We start from the raw sequence: 18,635 nt of genomic DNA, 5'->3' as shown, positions 1-18,635 counted from the left end.
GAGGCTTTTCTGTTTATACTATATCCATTTACTGATAGCCGTTCACCAGGTTAAATTCCTCCACTTTGGAGTCCAGCACGCGGCCCTCTACGCACTTGAGCACACGCTGCGGGTAGCGCTGGATAATCTCATAATTATGCGTGGCCATCAGCACGGCCGTACCATGCTTGTTGATCTCCTGGAAAAGCTTCATGATGCCGTCGGCTACCATGGGGTCGAGGTTGCCGGTTGGCTCATCCGCGAAAAGTATAACCGGCTCGTTTAGCAGGGCCCTTGCCACCACTACGCGCTGCTGCTCCCCGCCGGAGAGCTGGTGCGGCATTTTGTTGGCGGCTGCATCCAGGCCCACACGCATCAGCACCTCCGAGATCCGCTGCTTGCGCTTCGATTTATCGCTCCAGCCGGTTGCCCTAAGCACAAAGGCCAGGTTCTCCGCCACCGTACGGTCCGAGAGCAGCTGAAAGTCCTGGAAAATAATGCCCACCTTGCGGCGCAGGTACGGAACCTGCCGGCGGCGCAGCTTGCCCAGCTGGAAGTCGGCCACGGCGGCGTTGCCGGTCTGCAGGGGCAAATCGGCGTAAAGCGTTTTCAAAAGCGAGCTTTTACCGCTTCCCGTGCGGCCCACCAGGTACACAAACTCACCTTTCTCCACATCAAAGCTCACGTTACTGAGAATGGTATTTACATCCTGGTAAATAGTGACGTCGCGCAACGAGACCACCGGCGAAGAGGAAAAACTCATAGGTACTGCTTAAATGTCTAATTTCTGAAGTTTGCCGAACTCAAGCGACTCGATAAGGGCAGCCAGGGCTTCTTCTTTGCCTTCCAGCCCGTACCTGTCCAGGTTCTTGAGCGGACGGTCGGCCCTGAAGTAGGCTATCAGAACAAAATTCTCGTCGCGGAGCTGGATATAGTCTGGAATCTTGGCCTTGCCTTTTACCTTTATGATATACATTATGGAATGAATAATTAATAATGATTAATGCGTAATAAAACTTGCTGCTCGATCATTTATTAATCATTACTTATTCCCTTTGGCGTGGTCAGACAGGAATTTCTCCAGCCCGATGTCGGTGAGCGGGTGTTTCAGCAGGCCGGTGATGACGCTCAGCGGGCAGGTAACCACATCGGCCCCCACCTCGGCGCACTGCACCAGGTGCATCACATGGCGCACAGAGGCGGCCAGCACTTGTGTTTGGTAGCCATAGTTGCCGTAGATCTGCACGATCTGCTCGATCAGTTGAATGCCGTCCGTTGATACATCATCCAGACGACCCACAAAAGGGGAAACGTAGGTTGCGCCCGCTTTGGCGGCCAGAATGGCCTGTCCGGCTGAGAACACCAAGGTACAGTTCGTTTTGATGCCTTTCTCGCTGAAGTAGCGGATGGCTTTCACACCGTCGCGGATCATCGGCACTTTCACCACAATGTTGGGGTGCAGCTCAGCCAGGAACTCGCCCTCGCGCACTATTCCGTCAAAATCCGTGGCAATCACCTCCGCACTAATGTCGCCGTCCACGATCTCACAGATTTGCTTGTAGTGTGCGATGACGTTATCGTGTCCGAAGATCCCCTCCTTCGCCATCAGCGACGGGTTAGTAGTTACCCCATCGAGCACTCCGAGGTCATGCGCCTCCTGAATCTCCTGCAGGTTTGCCGTATCGATAAAGAATTTCATAGGTTCAGATGCTTATAGTTATACTTACAAAGCTAAAGCATTAATCCAGAATCCGGAAAGAAATATGAGAAATTTGCGGGCTGTGGGAGCCTTGGGGTAGGGGCAAAAAAAAGTGGCAAACCGAACATCGCGCCGCTACAACCATCTACCCTTGCTGCCTTCCGGCCCTGGGGGAGTTCGACGGGAGCTGGCCGTGCCGATTTGCCGTTACAAAAGTACGAAGAATATCATCAAGTGCAAATTGCAAAGTATAAAAAATAATCCACCAAACGGATTCCAGCCTTATCCTGCTGATGGTGAAAAGGTTGATAGAAACAAATTTTGAATCAGGATTTGCAGGATGTATAGACAGGATTGCAGCACCGGGTCCAACCACCCCTGCCCCTCCCCCGGAACAAGTCCGGGATCCGAGACTTAGCCAAGGAGGGGAGTCTGTAATTACTTCTGCCAAAGTATAAGTTGCATAGCTGCTGGTATAGCGCGGACAGGTCGCGACCTGTCCCTACAAGTATAGACCCACCCCTAGCCCCTCCGAGGAGGGGAATTTATACTTGCTGCTTTCCTTGTGATCTCTAGCAGGGCGAAAGATCTATCGGGAATCCTGAAGAGATCTCTCCCGAAGGTCGAGATGACAGTTAGGGCAGTGGCTATCGAACTGATCTCAGCCTTTGGGTTGAGCGCCTATGCGAGTTTTTCCGGTGGCGAGCGTAAGCGAGACATTGCGACGCAGGAGCAAAGGAAAAGCTCCCAGCGCGATGCCCTTGTCGAGGGCCCCCACCCCCAAGGCGAGGCCTCCCGGCCTTGAGGGAGCCAAAGCCAGAGATGCTACTGTAGGTATGTAAGTCTGGAGGATCGGTAGTAGCTATTAAGGATAGCCAGTTTCAAGTTACGGGAAGCAGAAACTCAGGGAAGTATAAACTGAAGTATAAAGTATAAGGCACAAGCGGACGCTTGCGCCAGGAAAATATAAAGTATAGCAGGGAGGCCTGCCTTTGTAGCAGAAGCTGATACAGCTTCCGTAAGTAGAGCTAAAGTAGATGCAAGTCCCATCAATCCCTTACACTCCGCTCCAAACTGAGTAATCCTCAAAATTAATTGCCTTATACCCCCAAACTACCTTACCTTTGCACATGCCAGAAAAAATTCTCATCCTCGATTTCGGCTCTCAGTACACCCAGCTTATTGCCAGAAGGGTTCGCGAGCTTAATGTTTACTGTGAGATTCACCCGTACAACCATGTGCCGGAGCTTACAGACGAAGTGAAAGGCGTTATCCTGTCAGGCAGCCCCTGCTCGGTTCGCGACGCTGAACACCCCACCATTAATTTAGAGCAGTTCCTGGGCAAGCTACCGGTACTGGGCGTTTGCTACGGGGCGCAACTGATGGCCCACGAGTTTGGCGGTGAGGTTACCCCCTCCACCATCCGCGAGTATGGCCGCGCCCGCCTGAGCGAACTGCACAACCACGACCGCCTGCTGAAAGAACTCACGCTGGGTTCTGTGGTATGGATGTCGCACGGTGATACCATCAAAGAGATTCCGGATAACATCGAGGTGATTGCCAGCACCGAGAGCGTGCGCGTGGCAGCCTATAAGCTGAAAGACCAGGAGACCTACGGCATTCAGTTCCACCCGGAGGTAACTCATTCCGACGAGGGCAAGACCCTGCTGCGCAACTTTGTGGTGCACATCTGCGGCTGCCAGCAGGACTGGACCTCGGAGCAGTTCATTGACTCCACCGTGGCTGAGCTGAAGGAGCAGATAGGCAATGATAAAGTGGTGCTCGGCCTGTCAGGCGGCGTGGACTCCAGCGTGGCAGCCATGCTCATCCATCAGGCCATCGGCAAAAACCTTTACTGCATCTTTGTAGACAACGGCCTGCTGCGCAAAGACGAGTTCGAAACCGTGCTCGATTCCTACAAGCACATGGGCCTGAACGTGAAAGGCGTGGATGCGAAGGAGAAGTTCTACAGCGCCCTTGCCGGACTTACCGACCCGGAGCAGAAGCGCAAAGCCATTGGCCGCGTGTTTATTGAGGTATTTGATGACGAGGCGCACCAGATCGAGGATGTGAAGTGGCTGGCGCAGGGCACCATTTACCCGGACGTGATCGAGTCGGTGAGCGTGAAAGGGCCTTCTGCCACCATCAAGTCGCACCACAACGTGGGCGGTTTGCCGGACTTCATGAAACTGAAGATAGTAGAGCCGCTGAAAGCACTATTCAAGGACGAGGTTCGTTTGGTAGGCAAGGCCCTGCAGATCGACGACATCATCATTGGCCGCCACCCGTTCCCGGGACCGGGGCTTGCCATCCGTATTCTGGGCGATATCACGCCGGAGAAAGTGCACGTGCTGCAGCAGGTAGATCATATTTTTATCAGCAACCTGAAAAAGTCCGGCCTTTACGACGAGGTATGGCAGGCCGGTGCCATACTTACCCCGGTGCAATCGGTGGGTGTGATGGGCGATGAGCGCACGTATGAGAACGTGGTGGCCCTGCGCGCCGTGACAAGCGTAGACGGCATGACGGCCGACTGGAGCCGGCTTCCGTACGAGTTCCTGGCCGACGTATCGAACGAGATCATCAACAAAGTAAAAGGCGTGAACCGCGTCGTGTACGACATCAGCTCCAAACCACCGGCCACCATTGAGTGGGAATAGTTTTTGATAAATGAATAAGGAGACAAAGGATAAAAGACTTTCAGGTAACAGCCGGCGTCTTTTGTCCTTTGTCTTTTGTCCGTTAAGTATGATGATAGTATGAACAGAAGCATCTGCAAGAAAATAGCAGGCCTCGCGCTGCTGAGTGCCCTGGCCCTGCCCGCTCAGGCGCAGACACAAGACCCGGCCACCACCTATAGCAATGGCAAGGTGCTGCTACAGCAACAACGCTACGACCTGGCCATGGCAGAACTTCTGCCGCTTTCCAGCCAGGGCGGCGCCTATGCCCCGGAGGCTTCTTACCTGTACGCGCTCGCTGCCCTGAAGTCGGGCAAAACCGGCGAGGCCGCTAACATGCTGCAACAGTTGCAGAACAAGCACCCCCGCTGGGGCGGCATGGCCGATGCCGCTTACCTGCTGGCTAACGTGCTGTTCGAGCAGAACGAGTATGAGCGCGCCCTGAGCAAGCTGCAGGAACTGCAGGGCACGCCGCTGGCGGGCGATGCCGAGGGCCTGAAGCGATACTACCTGTCCCGCCTGAACGACCGCCCGCAGTATGAGCAGCTGATGCGACGCTTCGGCTCAGACAAGGTAGTGGCGCAGACCTATGCCGATAAACTGATTGGAGGATGGTACCGCCCGGAGGACCGGAAGATGCTGGAGAGCCTGGTGCAGGAGTTTAAGCTGGACCGCAACCGCTACCTGAGCAAGGAGGCCCTCAGCAACCAGGGCTACGACGTGGCGCTGCTCCTCCCCTTCCAGCTGAACCAGAACTACACCACCACGGCCCGCAAGAGCCAGTTCATAACGGACATGTATGCGGGTATAAAACTGGCGCAGGACTCGCTGCAGCAGCAGGGCATCCATATCAATTTATATACTTATGATACCGGTGCCGATACCCTGAGCGTGAAGCGCGTGCTGGATATGCCCGAGATGCAAAGTATGGACCTGATCATCGGGCCGGTGTACAAAACAACGGCGAAGGTGGCCGCCCGCTATGCCGCCCAGCACAACATCAACGTCATCAACCCGCTGTCGCAGGATGTGGAGATGGCCGCCGGCAACAGCAACGTTTTTCTGTTTGAGTCGTCGGTAGCCACGCAGGCACGGCAGGCAGCTACTTATGCGTACCAGAACTTCTCTCCCAAAACGGCGGTTATACTTTACGAGAACACAAAAGCCGACACCGACTTTGCCAACTACTACCGCCAGCAATTTCTGCAACTGGGGGGTAAGGTGAGCGCCTACAAGAAGTTCAACCCGGCTGAGGCCTCCGCCACGGCAGCCGCATTCAGAGAGCTAAAATTAAGCGGAAACGGCCACCTGGCTGTGTTCTCTGATAAAATGATCGCTGCCATGAACGCTACCAGCCTGTTGCAGAGCAAAGCGCCGGAGCTGCCACTGGTTACCTACGAGAGCTGGCTCGACATCAACCAGATCACGCTGCAGCAGCTCGACTACCTGCAGGTATACTTTATCAGCCCCAAGTATGTCAATAAGCTGAGCTCTGTTAACAAGAGCTTTCGCGAAAAGTATAGAGCAGCGTATAACCTGCCGCCCTCGCAGTATGCCTACGCGGGGTACGAGATGCTGTTTTACTTTGGGCAGCTGCTGAAGCAGTACGGCCCGCAGTTTAACGGGCAGCTGGCTACGGCAGGCGTACAACCGGGCGTGTTTTACGGCGGCATCGGCTACACCGACCAAAAGCAGCAACTGCAGCCCGACAACCAGTACATCCCTATTCTCAAGCTGGAGAACCTTGAGCTGACCGTGGTGAACCCGGTATTTTAATCACATACATTAACAAAAGACTTTTATACTTATGATACATGCACCTATAAGCGAAGAACTGTTTCAGCGCGCCCAGCACTCCATTCCGGGCGGGGTAAACTCCCCTGTTCGCGCTTTCAGAGCCGTAGGCGGTAACCCGCGTTTCATGGTTTCTGCCAAAGGGCCCTACATGTTTGATGAGGACGGCAACCGCTACATCGACCTGATCAACTCCTGGGGGCCAATGATCCTGGGCCACGCGGCGGAAGTGGTGAATGAAGCGGTGGCCAAAGCCATTCCTAACTCCCTGTCGTTCGGCGCGCCTACCCGCAAGGAAGTGGAGATCGCGGAGCTGATCGTAAGTATGATGCCAAGTATAGAGAAGGTGCGCATGGTGAACTCCGGCACGGAGGCAACTATGTCGGCCATCCGGGTGGCGCGTGGCTTTACGGGCCGCGACAAGATCATCAAGTTCGAGGGCTGCTACCACGGTCACGGGGACTCGTTCCTGATCTCGGCGGGCAGTGGCGCCATTACGCTGGGTGTTCCGGACAGCCCGGGCGTGACCAAGGGCACCGCCAACGATACACTGACGGCCCCTTATAATAACCTGGAAGCCGTACAGGCGCTGGTGGACGCCAACAAGGGCCAGATCGCGGCTATTATCCTGGAGCCGGTGGCGGGCAACATGGGCCTGGTTACGCCAGCAGAAGGCTTCCTGCAGGGCCTGCGCAGCATCTGCGACAAAGAAGGCATCGTGCTGATCTTCGATGAAGTGATGACCGGCTTCAGGCTTTCGGCGGGCGGCGCCCAGCAGCTATACGGCGTAAAGCCGGATATGAGCACGATGGGCAAGATCATTGGGGGCGGCATGCCGGTGGGGGCCTATGGCGGCAAGAAGGAGATCATGGACTGTGTGGCTCCTGCCGGACCGGTATACCAGGCTGGCACGCTATCGGGTAACCCGATAGCCATGGCGGCGGGTATGGCCATGCTGACTTACCTGAAAGAGCACCCGGAAGTATACACGCAACTGGAGCAGACCAGCGCCAGCATGGTGGCAGGGATGCAGCAGAACATGCAGCAGCTGGGGCTAAACTATACCATCAACCGCGTCGGGTCCATGTTCAGTATCTTCTTTACCGAGCAACCTGTGTATGATTTCGATACGGCCAAGGCATCGGATACGGCTGTGTTTGGGCGCTACTTTAATGCCATGCTGCAGCGCGGCGTGTACCTGGCGCCCTCACAGTACGAGACGCTGTTCGTATCCGCAGCCATTACCAACGAGTTGGTGGAGCAGTATGTGCAGGCTAACTTCGAGGCGCTTCAGGAAGCTGTTCAAGGATAAGCTGTTCGGAAGCTAAAGCAAAAGCGGCAGCACTTGACACGAGTGCTGCCGCTTTTGCTTTAGAATGCTTGAAACATAGCACGCTTCTCCTTACTTTTACAATCCTAACAACCCACCAACATGATTTTATCAGACAAGCAGATACTGGAGGAGATGGAGAAGGGCACCATACTGGTAGAGCCTTTTGACCGCGCCAGCCTTGGAACCAACTCGTACGACGTGCGCCTGGGCCGCTACCTGGCCCTGTACAAAGACGAGGTGCTGGACGCCCGCAAGCACAACCAGATAGAGACCTTCGAGATACCGGAGGAAGGCTTCGTGCTGGAGCCGGGCAAGCTCTACTTAGGCGTCACGCTGGAGTATACCGAGACGCACGCCCACGTGCCCTTTCTGGAGGGCAAGTCAAGCGTTGGCCGCCTGGGCATCGACATCCACGCCACCGCCGGCAAAGGCGACGTGGGCTTCTGCAACACCTGGACGCTGGAGATCTCCGTATCGCAGAAAGTACGCGTGTACTACGGCATGCCGATCGGGCAGCTGATCTACTTTGAGGTGAAGGGCGGCATCGAAAACTATTACAACAAGAAGCAAAACGCCAAGTATAACCACCGCACCATCGCTCCTGTAGAGTCTATGATGTGGATGAACAAATGGTAGTATAAGTAGCTGAAGAACAAGTATAAAAGCCCGTTTAATTTGGTTTAAACGGGCTTTTTGGCATGGTATCTGCACTATATCAGGTAGAAAAAAATAATTACAGCGATCGGAATTATTTACCCTTTTTGCCTCGTTGTAAGTATAAGTAACCCAAAAATAGAACTAGGAAAATAATAAAAGATAAGATTATGAAAAAGCTATTGGTAATGATTTGCATGATGTTTGGATGTGTGTTCGCAGCGAAGGCTACCGGAGATAAGTCTGCTAAGTCAAAAGCGGTGGTAACAGCCAGAGCACAGCATCTTTCGGACGAGATGATCAAGCAACTGCGTCTGAACAACTATCAAGCTAAGAAAATAAGAGAGATTAACCTGCAGGTTTCGGAGCAGGTAACGGCCATTGAGCAGCAGTTTGACGGCGATCAGCAGAAAGTAGAGGAGCTTTGCAAAAACGTGTACGCCGAGCGCGACATGTTCCTTGAAAACGTGCTGAGCACGGTGCAGTACAACGATTATTTCGGCGATAGAAATGTATACCGCACTGTTGACCAGAAGTTCATGGGCTCGCTCAACAACCAAAATGCTGGAAGTATAGCCTCTTCCGTGAAAGCAGACGCTGGCGATATGAGGGTAAGTATAAACTAATTTGTTCTGCAGGCATTTCCAGTAGTTTATTTCTAGTATAAAAACAGCGAAGCCGCTTCAGGATCCTGAAGCGGCTTCGCTGTTTTTATACTTTGCGGCAATTTTATTTCGCCGCGTTCGGATCGTTCTTCTGGCGGTCCTGCTCCACGTGCTCGTTCAGTTCCTGGCAGAGCGCGCGTATTTTCTGGGCCATGGCCTGATCGTTGGTGGCAGTGGCGATGCTTTGTGCCATGGCACCCATGGTATCGATGTAGAAGTACTTCATCTCGTCCACGGGCATGTCCTTTGTCCAGAGGTCAATCTTCATCGTGCCCGCCTCATCGCGGTCCCATAAGGAGATGTTGATGGCCTTGGCAAAGTGTATCTTATCACCGGCATCCGTGGCCCGCCAACTGATAGCCTCCGGAATGCGGTTATCGTCCAGGGCAATGCTAAAGTATATTTCTGACTTCTTCATGAGCTCAATTTAAACTTTATTGTATAGTGTTCTCGTAATATGCTTATAAATTATGACAGCACAAAGTTACGCGATGCGCCACGGATTTAAAACCCTCTTTCTCTTTTTTACCATCCTCACCCTTGCCGGATGTGCCAAACTGCCTATACCGTCTAAAAATGGGAGGCTGCACACCATTGCCTTTTACAATACAGAGAAGTTTTTCGACACCAAAGATGACCCGAAAACCAATGATGATCCCTTCACCCCGGACGGAGAAATGGCATGGACACAGGAGCGGTATGCAAAGAAACTCACCAACATCGCCACCGTTATTGCGGGCATTGGCGGGAACAACGGCCCGGCCATTATAGGCCTGGGCGAAATTGAGAACCGCCAGGTGCTCGACGACCTGCTGGCCACCTCCCCCCTGCGCAAGCTCGGTTACAGCGTCATCCACCGCGACATGGCCGATGAGCAGGGCCTGGACATCGCCCTGCTTTACAAAGCAAGGTTTTTCAAGCCTACCTCCACGCAGTACATCAAGATCAACTTTAAGGAGCGGGGTTATACTTCCAGGGATATCCTGCAGGTAAAGGGGGAGCTGCAGGGCGAACTGGTCACCATTTATGTGAACCACTGGCCACCCCGTGGCCGCACAGGCCGCGGAAGGCAGGATGAGAGCCGCCTGCAGGCAGCCGCGGCCACCCTGCGCCAGGAGATCGATAAGCAGCAGAAGGCCGACCCTAACGCGAAGATCATTGTGATGGGAGACTTCGACGCGGAGCCGCGTTCCGACGTACTGCAGCAGACGCTGAAGGCCACCGGCCGCCCAAACCCCGCCTACAACGAGGAACTCTTCAACACCCACTTCATCTCCTTTGTAAATGGCCTGGGCAGCTATGCCTACCGCGGCGATTTCCAGATGCTGGACCAGGTGATGGTATCCAAATCGTTTATAGACCCGAAGGCGGGTCTGGAGTATGTGCGGGGATCAGCCAAGATCTATGACCCGGTGACAATAAAGTATACGTTGGGCAAGTTCAAGGAAGCTCCCAGAAGCACCTACAGCGGCACCGTATACTTAGGCGGCTACTCCGATCATTTCCCGGTGTTCATTCAGGTAAGGCGTGTGAAATAGCTGCTGCTCTACCTGAAAGTATAACAGCCGCCTTGCTTCCTGCAAGTATGGCAAAGTATAAAACAGGAAAGGCGAGCCACTGCGGCCCGCCTTTCCTGTATCAATAAGTATACTTATACTATACGTAGTTGTTGAGCATTACCGGCATCACCAGCATCAGCACGTCCTCCGCTTCCTCGTTCACGATCGGCATCAGCAGACCGGCACGGTTCGGGGTAGAAAGCTCAAAGGTGATCGAGTCGGAGTCGATGTTATTCAGCATTTCCATCAGGAACTTGGCGTTGAAACCAATCTCCATGTCCTCCCCGTCGTACTCGCAGGTCAGGCGCTCGCTCGCCTCGTTCGAGAAGTCCAGGTCCTCGGCAGAAACCTGCAGCTCAGAGCCAGACAGCTTCAGGCGAATCTGGTGCGTGGTTTTGTTGGAGTAAATGGAGATACGCTTCACAGAGCTCAGCAGGTCGGCCCGCTCAATCACCAGTTTGTTCGGGTTCTGCACCGGAATCACATTCTCATAGTCCGGGTAGCGCTCGTCTATCAGGCGGCAGATCATGCGGATATTGTCGAAGCTGAAGAAAGCGTTGGACTGGTTGAACTCCATGCGCACAGCCGTGGCCTCAGAAGGTAGTGTGGACTTCAGAAGTGTAAAAGCCTTGCGCGGCACGATGATGGATGCCTCCTGGGCTGTTCCCACGTCGGTGCGACGGTAACGCAGCAGGCGGTGGCCGTCTGTGGCTACAAAGGTAACGTTCTCGTTGCGCAGCTGCACGAAGATACCCGTCATCGCCGGGCGAAGCTCATCGTTGCTCACCGCGAAAATGGTCTTGTTGATGGCTCTTGCCAGCACGTTAGAAGGAATATCGATCGAGTTGCCACCCTGCACCGAAGGCACGCGCGGGAAATCCGTAGCGTTCTCGCCAGACAGCTTGTAACGGCCATTGGCGGAGCTGATCTCGATGGTATACGTCTCCTCGTCAATCGTGAAGGTTACCGGCTGGTCCGGCAGGTTCTTCAGCGTCTCCAGCAGGATTTTGGCGGGAGCGGCGATACGGCCGTTCTCCTTCGCCTCCACCGGCAGTTCGGTGATCATGGAAGTTTCCAGATCGCTGGCTGTGATGGTGAGCTTGCTGTTGTTGATCTCGAAGAGGAAGTTCTCAAGGATAGGTACAACCGGGTTATTGGTTACCACACCATTTATGCTGGATAGCTGCTTCAGGAGAGCAGAGGAAGAGACGATGAATTTCATTATGTATACCTATAATGTTATTTAGGCAAAGTTAAAAATATTTCGTTTTTCTCCTAAGCCTTTCGTCACTCCTTTTTTGCGGCAGGCTATGTTATAGGCAGATAATTTTAAAAGCGCTCATACTTGCGCTTGCGCAGGTAGTAACGCGCTACGCCAAACACGCCCAGCAGCACGATCGGGGCAACCAGGTTCAGCAGTTGCCAGTAGGTTTTCTCCTCCCGCACGCGCACTTTATCCAGCGGCCGTAAGGCAATCTCCTTGCTGCGCACGTTTATCAGCCCCTCGGCATCCAGCAAATAGTGGATGGTATTCAGGGCCAGCTCCTTGTTGGCAAAGGTTACGTTGTTAAACCTGTCAAAACCCAGTTCATAGGCCTGCCCGGTTCTTGGGTTCACGTCGTTGCGTACCAGGTCGCCGTCCGAGAAAACAGCAATCTTGGTCTCCACGCCCTGCTCCTGCACCTGCGCATCATCCACCCCCTCGGGTGCCCGGCGGTTGCGGAACAAGGAGGTAAACTTGCCCTCCAACAGGTATCCCACCGGCTGCTTCCCAGCCTGGTACTGCTGCGGGTTCACCTCCATACGGGCTTCCTCCAGCGTCAGCGGCACCGGCGCCTCCATAATGCGGGAGTAGGTAGAAGTATAAACCAGCGGCGTTTTACGGATGCCCTCGGCTTTCACGGTATCGATCGTGCTCACGAACCTGGAGTAAACGGCATCGAGGTTACGCGTGATGGGGTGCTCGCTGAAGTTGTTGAGCAGGGGGTAAAAGCGCCAGTTCACCATCTCGGTCTGCGGCTTGTCGCCCATGTAGCCGGTTACCAACGGAATAAAGCCCGAGTTCAGGTCCATGATCAGGTTCGGGTTGAGGCGCAGGCCGTAGCGGAACAGCAGGTCGTCGAGGTTCAGGTTATAAGGCAGTGCAAACATCCCCCCTGCCCCCACGCTGTCCATGTTGGCGTTCATCGGGTCCACAAAGAAAACGGCCTTGCCGCCTTTCATGATGAACTGGTCTATTTTATACTTGTCGGCCTCCGAAAAAGCTCTTACCGGCTTGGCCACAATGATCAGGTCCAGCTTCTCCAGCGAGGCCATTGGTAGCTGTGCAAGCTCGCCACGCGCCACGCGGTAGTACTCCCCCAGCGATCCCACCAGATCTGCTACCTGCAACTGCTCCAGTTCGCCATGCCCCTCAATATAGCCGATGATCTTGCCGCCCTGGAACGCCAGCTTTCGGATGGCCGAAGCCAGTTCATACTCCACGCCCTCCACCGACTGGTTCAGGCGCTCATCCGAGGAGGCAGCCAGGTTGCCCTTCAGCAGGTTCACGGCTGCTTCTTTGCCGTTATACCTGACCACGGCGCCCGGAAACACCAGGCGTTCTACTTGTTTGCCATCCTCGGTGGCCCGCAGGTTGGTGGGCATGATGCCCTTCTGCGCCAGCGAAGTATAAAACTCGTTTCGCTGCTGCTCATCCGTAATCTCCGTAGGGTCGATGAAGTTGTAGCGTAGGTTGCCGCCGGCGTAAATGCGGAACTCATCCAGCGTCTCACGCACCGACTGCTGCAGTCGCTTGAAGCCGGCCGGAAAATCGCCCTCCAGGTATACATCCACCACCACCTCCTGCTGCAGGTTGCCCAGCATCTGCTTCGTTACCGGAGCTATGGTATAGCGCTTGTCCTCCGTCAGGTCGAGGCGGAAGAAATAGTTGGCAGCCAGTACGTTCAAAAGTATGATGCCTGCCACCGAGGCCAGGAACGTCAGAATATCGCGGCCTCGTTTGCTCTTGTTCTGCTCCGTTACCATTTTCTGCTCCTCAACACGAGTTTAGTAGCCAAGATCATGATCGCGATCACGCTGAGAAAGTATAGCACATCCCGCGAATCGACCAGGCCCTTGCTGATGGCGGTGTAGTGGTAGGAGATGCCTAGCTGGCTGATGAAGTAGCTGTAGCCGCCCCACACGGGTATGGAGGCGATCAAATCAAAGCCGGTGTAGATGATGTAGCTCAGGAAAACGGCTATTACGAAGGAGATGATCTGATTATCGGAAATGGACGAGGCAAACACCCCGATAGCCGTAAAAACGCCTGCCAGAAATATCAAACCCAGGTAGGAGCCTACCACGGCGGCGGAGTCTACGTTGCCCTGGGGGTTGCCCAAGGTATAAACCGAGTAATAGTAGAGCAGCGTGGGCAGCAGCGCAAAAAGGGCCAGCAGCAGCGCCGCGAAGTACTTGCCAAGTATAAGCTGCAGGTCGGTGATGGGCTTGGTGAGCAGCAGCTCGATGGTACCCTCCCGCTTCTCCTCGGCAAAGGTGCGCATGGTAATGGCCGGGATCAGGAACAGGAATACAAAGGGTGCCATGGCAAAGAGCGTCTGCATATCGGCAAAACCATACTCCAGCACACTGCTCTCCGGGAACACCCACATGAACATGCCTATGGCCACCAGAAACACCGCTATCACAATGTAGGCGATAAGCGAGTTGAGGAAGCCGTTAAATTCTTTTTTTAAGATTGCGAGCATCTTTTGCTAATGAGTAATGACTGATGAATAATGATTAACAAGCGATTGCGTTAGTACCATTATTCATTAGTCATTCTTGATTATTCATTACAAACTATTCATTCTTTGTGAGTTGCTGGAAAATCTGCTCCAGGGAGCTTTCCTCCTGCCGTAGCCCCACCAGCGGCCAGTTGCGCTCAGCGGCCAGCCGGAACACGTTGGAGCGCACGTCGGCTTCTTTGCTGGAGGTAATGCGGTACGTATGGTTTTGCACCAGCTCCACGCGCTCCACGCCGGGTATACTTTGCAGCGTCTCCTCCTCCACCGGTGCCTCAAACTCCACCAGCGTCAGTTTCTCATTTTTGCCGGCAGCCTGGAGGCTGGCCACGTCGTTGTTGGCAACGAGCTTCCCCCTATTGATGATCACCACGCGGTCGCAGATGGCGGTTACTTCCTGCATGATGTGAGTGGAGAAAATAACAGTTTTGTTCTGCCCGATCTGCCGGATAAGGGCGCGTATCTCCACGATCTGGTTCGGATCGAGGCCGGTGGTGGGCTCATCCAGTATCAGCACCTGCGGGTCGTGCACCAGCGCCTGCGCCAGCCCCACCCGTTGGCGGTAGCCTTTGGATAAAGCGCCAATCTTCTTGCCCTGCTCCAGCGTAAGCCCGCACAGCTCCACCATCTCCTGCACACGCGCTTTTCCATACTTTCCCTTCAGGCCATATATGGCAGCTACAAAAGCCAGGTACTCGTGCACATACATATCCAGGTACAACGGGTTGTGCTCGGGCAGGTAGCCCACGTTGCGGCGCACGGCGATCGGGTCTTGTACCACATCGTGGCCGGCCACCACCACCGTTCCGGCAGAAGGAGGCAGGTAGCAGGTGGCAATTTTCATGGTCGTGGACTTGCCGGCCCCGTTCGGACCCAGAAAACCCAGAATCTGCCCCTGCTCCACCGTGAAGGAAATATCATCCACCGCCCGTTGGGCACCGTATATTTTCGTAAGGTTCTTTACTTCAACTGACAAAGCTTGAGAGTTAGAAAGTTAGAAGGTTTAGGAGTTAGAAAGTCGTTAAAACTCCTAAACGCATAGCAAATAACGCACAACGAATTGCGAACAGCAAGCGCATGCATTACTTCTTTACCCCTTCCGTTGTTTTCCTTTCGGCATGAGCGGGCGTACTTCAATATCGACGTGGTGGTAGTTCGGGTGCGATTCGAGCGCGTGCATAATGGTAGAGGCAATATCCTCCGGGCGCATCATGTTCTCATTCACTGTCACGCTGTCTATGTTGTCGAAAAAGTTGGTCTGCACTGAGCCCGGGTAAATGCAGGTCACCTTCACACCATCGTTGCGCACTTCCTTGTAGAGCGCATGCGAAATGCCGCGTACGGCGTGCTTGGTACCGCAGTAGCCCGCCATCTGCTCTATGCCTGTGGTGCCGGCTATGGAAGATATGTTGATGATGTGGCCTTCCTCCAGCTCCTTCATGCCCGGCAACACCAGCCGCGTGCAGTAGAAAATACCATTCACGTTCGTCTCGAACATCAGGTGCCAGTCGTCCAGGCTCATGTCCTCAAACAAACCGGACAGGCCCAGGCCGGCATTATTGATCAGTACCTGTACATGCGTACCCACGCGCGCAATGGTCTGGTCAAACGCATTTTGCACCGACTCGCTATAGCGCACATCGCACTCAAAGAAATGGAAGTTCCCGTGCTGCAGGTCCGGGGCGGTACGTCCCCAACCCACCACGATGGCGCCTTTCTCCAGCAGCGCCATAACGGTAGCCAGGCCAATACCTTTGCTAACGCCGGTCACCACCGCTACTTTTCCCTCTAAGTTCATAGTTTTATAGGTTTGATTTTGAATGCGTGCATGAGTGATTGAGTGAATGAAGGAAGTGATAAGTTGGAAAAGTATAAAACAGGTCTTTATAGAATTCCTCTTCCATACTTCAACGCTTTATACTTTATGATTCACTCAATCATTCAAAATTCTCTAACTCCCAAACTCTCTAAATCTCTAACTCACAAGTCTCCCAGCTGTGGACGAATGATCAGCTCTTCCACCACGCTATTTTCCGATAACGTATAGGCGCCCCATACGGCCATCGCCACATCCTCCGCCTTCACGAAGCGCTCAGGTGGCAGGTCCACGCCCTCCCAGCTGGCGGTTAGCGTGGCCCCCGGGATGATGGAGGTAACGCGCACATGGTGCTCTTTCAACTCCTCGCGCAGCACCTTGCTCATGCCGTACATCGCGAATTTGGAGATGCTGTAAGCTCCGCCGTTGGTGTAGGCCATGATACTTGCCGTGGAGCACATATTAAAAATGTGGCCTGCCCGGCGCGAGATCATTCCCTGCACGAATGCCTTGGTGATGTAATAGGCACTGTAGAGGTTGGTGTTGATCATGAACGGCAGTGCCTCATCGTCCTCCTCGGTTATTTTGCCGGGTATAAAAAGGCCGCTGTTGTTCACCAGCACGTCTATTTGCACCTTCAGGCCCTGCACATACTTAATAAAACGCTTCATGGAGTCGCGGTCGCTCAGGTCGGCCTCCTGGTAAAAAACCTTCGAGAACGTATAGTTCTGCTCTATCTCCAGCTTCAGTTTCCGAAGCTCCTTTTCAGTTCGGGAACAGGTGATGATATGAAAGCCTTCCTTGGCAAATTGCTCAATAATGGCTCTCCCGATGCCTTTTGTTCCCCCTGTTACCAAAATATATCGCTGCATGCGCTACTCCGTTTTGTATGTTTTCCGATTTTATCCGTAATATAGGTATTTAACAGTATTTTTGCCTTAGAACCTATCAATTACCCAGTTTTCAAACCCTGAGCACCGCAAAATGTTGCAGAATTTCGGAAAGTACCTTCTGTTCCTGAAAAGCCTCGTCACCCGGGGAGAGCCGCTGAAGATCATTTTTAAACGCACCATAGATGAAGCAATACTAATCGGAATCAACTCCATTTTCATTGTGGCCCTGGTGTCCACGTTCATAGGCGCGGTGTCTACGGTGCAGGTGTCCTACAACATGGTAAACGCGCTGATCCCACGCTCCACCATCGGCTTCATCGTACGCGAGATGGTGATCTTGGAACTGGCCCCCACCATTACCTCTATCGTGCTGGCCGGCAAGGTGGGCTCCAGCATAGCGGGCGGACTTGGCACCATGAAGATAACCGAGCAGGTGGATGCGCTGGAGGTGATGGGCATCAACTCCACCTCCTACCTGGTGCTGCCCAAGATCCTGGCTGCCCTGCTTGTTTTCCCGATGCTGGTGATCATTGCCATGTTCCTGGGCCTGATGGGCGGCTATATTGCCGGCACTGTAACCGGCCAGCTCACCGCGCAGGAGTACATCTCCGGGCTGCGCATCGATTTCATACCTTACAACGTGGTGTTTGCCCTGATCAAGTCCTTTATCTTCGCCTTCCTGATCTCCTCCATCTCCTCTTACAAAGGATATTATACTTCCGGTGGAGCCCTGGAGGTTGGCGCGGCTGGCACCGCCGCCGTTACCCACAGCGTTATTGCCGTGCTGATAGCCGACTTTGTAAGTGCCCAAATGCTGCTTTGATTCGTTTATACTTTACAGGAGCGCCTGCAACCCGGCAACCCCGATTTTCACGCTTACGGTTTTCCCTGCATGATTGAGATACATAACATACATAAGAGCTTTAACGGCAAAGTGGTGCTGGACGGCATTAGCGGCGTGTTCCAGACTGGCAAGACCAACCTGCTGCTGGGCGCCAGCGGCACCGGCAAGAGCGTGCTGCTCAAGTGCATTGTGGGGCTGATCAAACCGGACCTGGGGAGTGTGACCTTCGATGGCACCTACTTTACGAACAACAAGCTGGACATCCGGCAGGAAATCCGGCGCAAGATCGGGATGCTGTTCCAGGGGTCGGCCCTTTTCGACTCGATGAACGTGGAGGAGAACGTGGAATTCCCGCTGATGATGCTGACCGATATGAGCCGGCAGGAACGCATGGACCGCGTGAACTTCTGCCTGCAGCGGGTGGGCCTGGAAGGGACGAACAAGAAGATGCCGGCGGAGCTAAGCGGCGGCATGAAAAAGCGCGTGGGCATCGCCCGCGCCATCGCCCCGAACTGTACTTACCTCTTTTGCGACGAGCCCAACTCCGGCCTCGACCCGCTCACGGCCCTGAAGATCGACAGGCTGATAAAGGAGATCACCGAGGAGTATAACATCACCACCATCGTGGTAACCCACGACATGAACTCCGTGATTGAGATCGGTGATAACATCATGTTCCTCTACGAAGGCAAAAAGCTGTGGGAAGGGACCAGCAATAACATCCTGGATTCTGACGTGCCGGAGCTGAACGAGTTTATCTTTGCCAACCGCCTGATGCGCGACGCCAAGAAAGTGGAGGAGGAAGAAGAACGGCAAAAGACTCCGTAACACAGCGAAGTAAGTACAAAGTATAAAAGCTACTTATACTTATACTTATACTTATAGCATCGCTAATGCTTAGGCTATCGAACCAGTCCCAAGTCCTTGGCTCCATTT

General features: G+C 53.9%; 18 protein-coding genes and 1 other RNA gene. 8 read left to right on the top strand and 11 right to left on the bottom strand.

Going from position 1 to position 18,635, the window contains the following annotated elements; all coding sequences use genetic code 11:
- Window positions 1–28 precede the first annotated feature (28 nt).
- The 4 genes from A3841_RS02385 to ffs all read right to left on the bottom strand — a co-directional run bounded on the left by A3841_RS02385 (window position 29) and on the right by ffs (window position 1,887).
- Window positions 29–742 carry a cell division ATP-binding protein FtsE gene (locus A3841_RS02385; protein ID WP_073850728.1) on the bottom strand — a complete coding sequence of 238 codons (714 nt, stop codon included), beginning with the start codon at window positions 740–742 and terminating at the stop codon, window positions 29–31.
- A gap of 9 nt (window positions 743–751) precedes the next feature.
- Window positions 752–955, bottom strand: coding sequence for a fructose-6-phosphate aldolase (locus tag A3841_RS02380; protein WP_073850727.1), 204 nt, complete (start codon window positions 953–955; stop codon window positions 752–754).
- A gap of 66 nt (window positions 956–1,021) precedes the next feature.
- Window positions 1,022–1,678 (bottom strand): fructose-6-phosphate aldolase, encoded by a 657-nt coding sequence (fsa, locus tag A3841_RS02375; RefSeq protein ID WP_073850726.1) that lies wholly within the window; start codon window positions 1,676–1,678, stop codon window positions 1,022–1,024.
- Between the two features lie 108 nt (window positions 1,679–1,786).
- Window positions 1,787–1,887, bottom strand: an RNA gene (gene ffs / locus A3841_RS02370) — signal recognition particle sRNA small type.
- A 921-nt stretch (window positions 1,888–2,808) separates the two neighbouring features.
- On the opposite strand from ffs, the gene guaA reads away from it, so the two are divergent.
- The 5 genes from guaA to A3841_RS02340 all read left to right on the top strand — a co-directional run bounded on the left by guaA (window position 2,809) and on the right by A3841_RS02340 (window position 8,763).
- Complete coding sequence (guaA, locus tag A3841_RS02360; RefSeq protein ID WP_073850724.1) at window positions 2,809–4,338, top strand: glutamine-hydrolyzing GMP synthase; 1,530 nt, start codon at window positions 2,809–2,811, stop codon at window positions 4,336–4,338.
- A 99-nt stretch (window positions 4,339–4,437) separates the two neighbouring features.
- Window positions 4,438–6,132: an ABC transporter substrate-binding protein gene (locus tag A3841_RS02355; protein WP_235861261.1), complete on the top strand. Its 1,695-nt coding sequence runs from the start codon at window positions 4,438–4,440 to the stop codon at window positions 6,130–6,132.
- Between the two features lie 31 nt (window positions 6,133–6,163).
- Entirely contained in the window at window positions 6,164–7,462 is a 1,299-nt protein-coding gene (hemL, locus tag A3841_RS02350) for a glutamate-1-semialdehyde 2,1-aminomutase (protein WP_073850723.1), read from the top strand.
- A gap of 120 nt (window positions 7,463–7,582) precedes the next feature.
- Window positions 7,583–8,119, top strand: a complete 537-nt coding sequence (dcd, locus tag A3841_RS02345; RefSeq protein WP_073850722.1) for a dCTP deaminase — start codon at window positions 7,583–7,585, stop codon at window positions 8,117–8,119.
- Window positions 8,120–8,307: 188 nt separating this feature from the next.
- Window positions 8,308–8,763, top strand: a complete 456-nt coding sequence (locus tag A3841_RS02340; protein WP_073850721.1) for a hypothetical protein — start codon at window positions 8,308–8,310, stop codon at window positions 8,761–8,763.
- Between the two features lie 103 nt (window positions 8,764–8,866).
- On the opposite strand, the gene gldC is transcribed toward A3841_RS02340, so the two are convergent.
- Window positions 8,867–9,220: a gliding motility protein GldC gene (gene gldC, locus A3841_RS02335; protein ID WP_073850720.1), complete on the bottom strand. Its 354-nt coding sequence runs from the start codon at window positions 9,218–9,220 to the stop codon at window positions 8,867–8,869.
- 52 nt (window positions 9,221–9,272) lie between these two features.
- Between gldC and A3841_RS02330 the strand changes: the two genes are divergently transcribed.
- Window positions 9,273–10,340 carry an endonuclease/exonuclease/phosphatase family protein gene (locus A3841_RS02330; protein ID WP_139307864.1) on the top strand — a complete coding sequence of 356 codons (1,068 nt, stop codon included), beginning with the start codon at window positions 9,273–9,275 and terminating at the stop codon, window positions 10,338–10,340.
- A 118-nt stretch (window positions 10,341–10,458) separates the two neighbouring features.
- Here A3841_RS02330 and dnaN read toward each other — a convergent pair whose 3' ends face one another.
- From dnaN to A3841_RS02300, 6 genes are all read right to left on the bottom strand, one after another.
- A complete protein-coding gene (dnaN, locus tag A3841_RS02325; RefSeq protein WP_073850719.1) occupies window positions 10,459–11,583 on the bottom strand; it encodes a DNA polymerase III subunit beta in 1,125 nt (374 codons plus the stop codon).
- 107 nt (window positions 11,584–11,690) lie between these two features.
- Window positions 11,691–13,388, bottom strand: coding sequence for a gliding motility-associated ABC transporter substrate-binding protein GldG (gene gldG / locus A3841_RS02320; protein WP_073850718.1), 1,698 nt, complete (start codon window positions 13,386–13,388; stop codon window positions 11,691–11,693).
- A complete protein-coding gene (gene gldF / locus A3841_RS02315; protein WP_073850717.1) occupies window positions 13,382–14,110 on the bottom strand; it encodes a gliding motility-associated ABC transporter permease subunit GldF in 729 nt (242 codons plus the stop codon). The genes gldG and gldF overlap by 7 nt, the downstream gene beginning before the upstream one ends.
- Before the next feature lie 94 nt (window positions 14,111–14,204).
- Window positions 14,205–15,122, bottom strand: coding sequence for a gliding motility-associated ABC transporter ATP-binding subunit GldA (gene gldA / locus A3841_RS02310; protein ID WP_073850716.1), 918 nt, complete (start codon window positions 15,120–15,122; stop codon window positions 14,205–14,207).
- 114 nt (window positions 15,123–15,236) lie between these two features.
- The gene (locus A3841_RS02305) at window positions 15,237–15,944 is read right to left on the bottom strand and encodes an SDR family oxidoreductase (RefSeq protein ID WP_073850715.1); all 708 of its coding nucleotides are present in this window, start codon (window positions 15,942–15,944) and stop codon (window positions 15,237–15,239) included.
- Between the two features lie 182 nt (window positions 15,945–16,126).
- Window positions 16,127–16,834, bottom strand: a complete 708-nt coding sequence (locus tag A3841_RS02300; protein ID WP_073850714.1) for an SDR family oxidoreductase — start codon at window positions 16,832–16,834, stop codon at window positions 16,127–16,129.
- A gap of 112 nt (window positions 16,835–16,946) precedes the next feature.
- Here A3841_RS02300 and A3841_RS02295 point away from each other — a divergent pair, with 112 nt between their 5' ends.
- Window positions 16,947–17,678, top strand: coding sequence for an MlaE family ABC transporter permease (locus tag A3841_RS02295; protein ID WP_170866136.1), 732 nt, complete (start codon window positions 16,947–16,949; stop codon window positions 17,676–17,678).
- A 69-nt stretch (window positions 17,679–17,747) separates the two neighbouring features.
- Window positions 17,748–18,527, top strand: a complete 780-nt coding sequence (locus A3841_RS02290; RefSeq protein ID WP_073850712.1) for an ABC transporter ATP-binding protein — start codon at window positions 17,748–17,750, stop codon at window positions 18,525–18,527.
- Window positions 18,528–18,635: the final 108 nt, after the last annotated feature.

It is taken from the genome of Pontibacter flavimaris (assembly GCF_001907195.1).
GTDB lineage: Bacteria > Bacteroidota > Bacteroidia > Cytophagales > Hymenobacteraceae > Pontibacter > Pontibacter flavimaris.
This window is presented reverse-complemented; position numbering and strand designations above follow the sequence as displayed.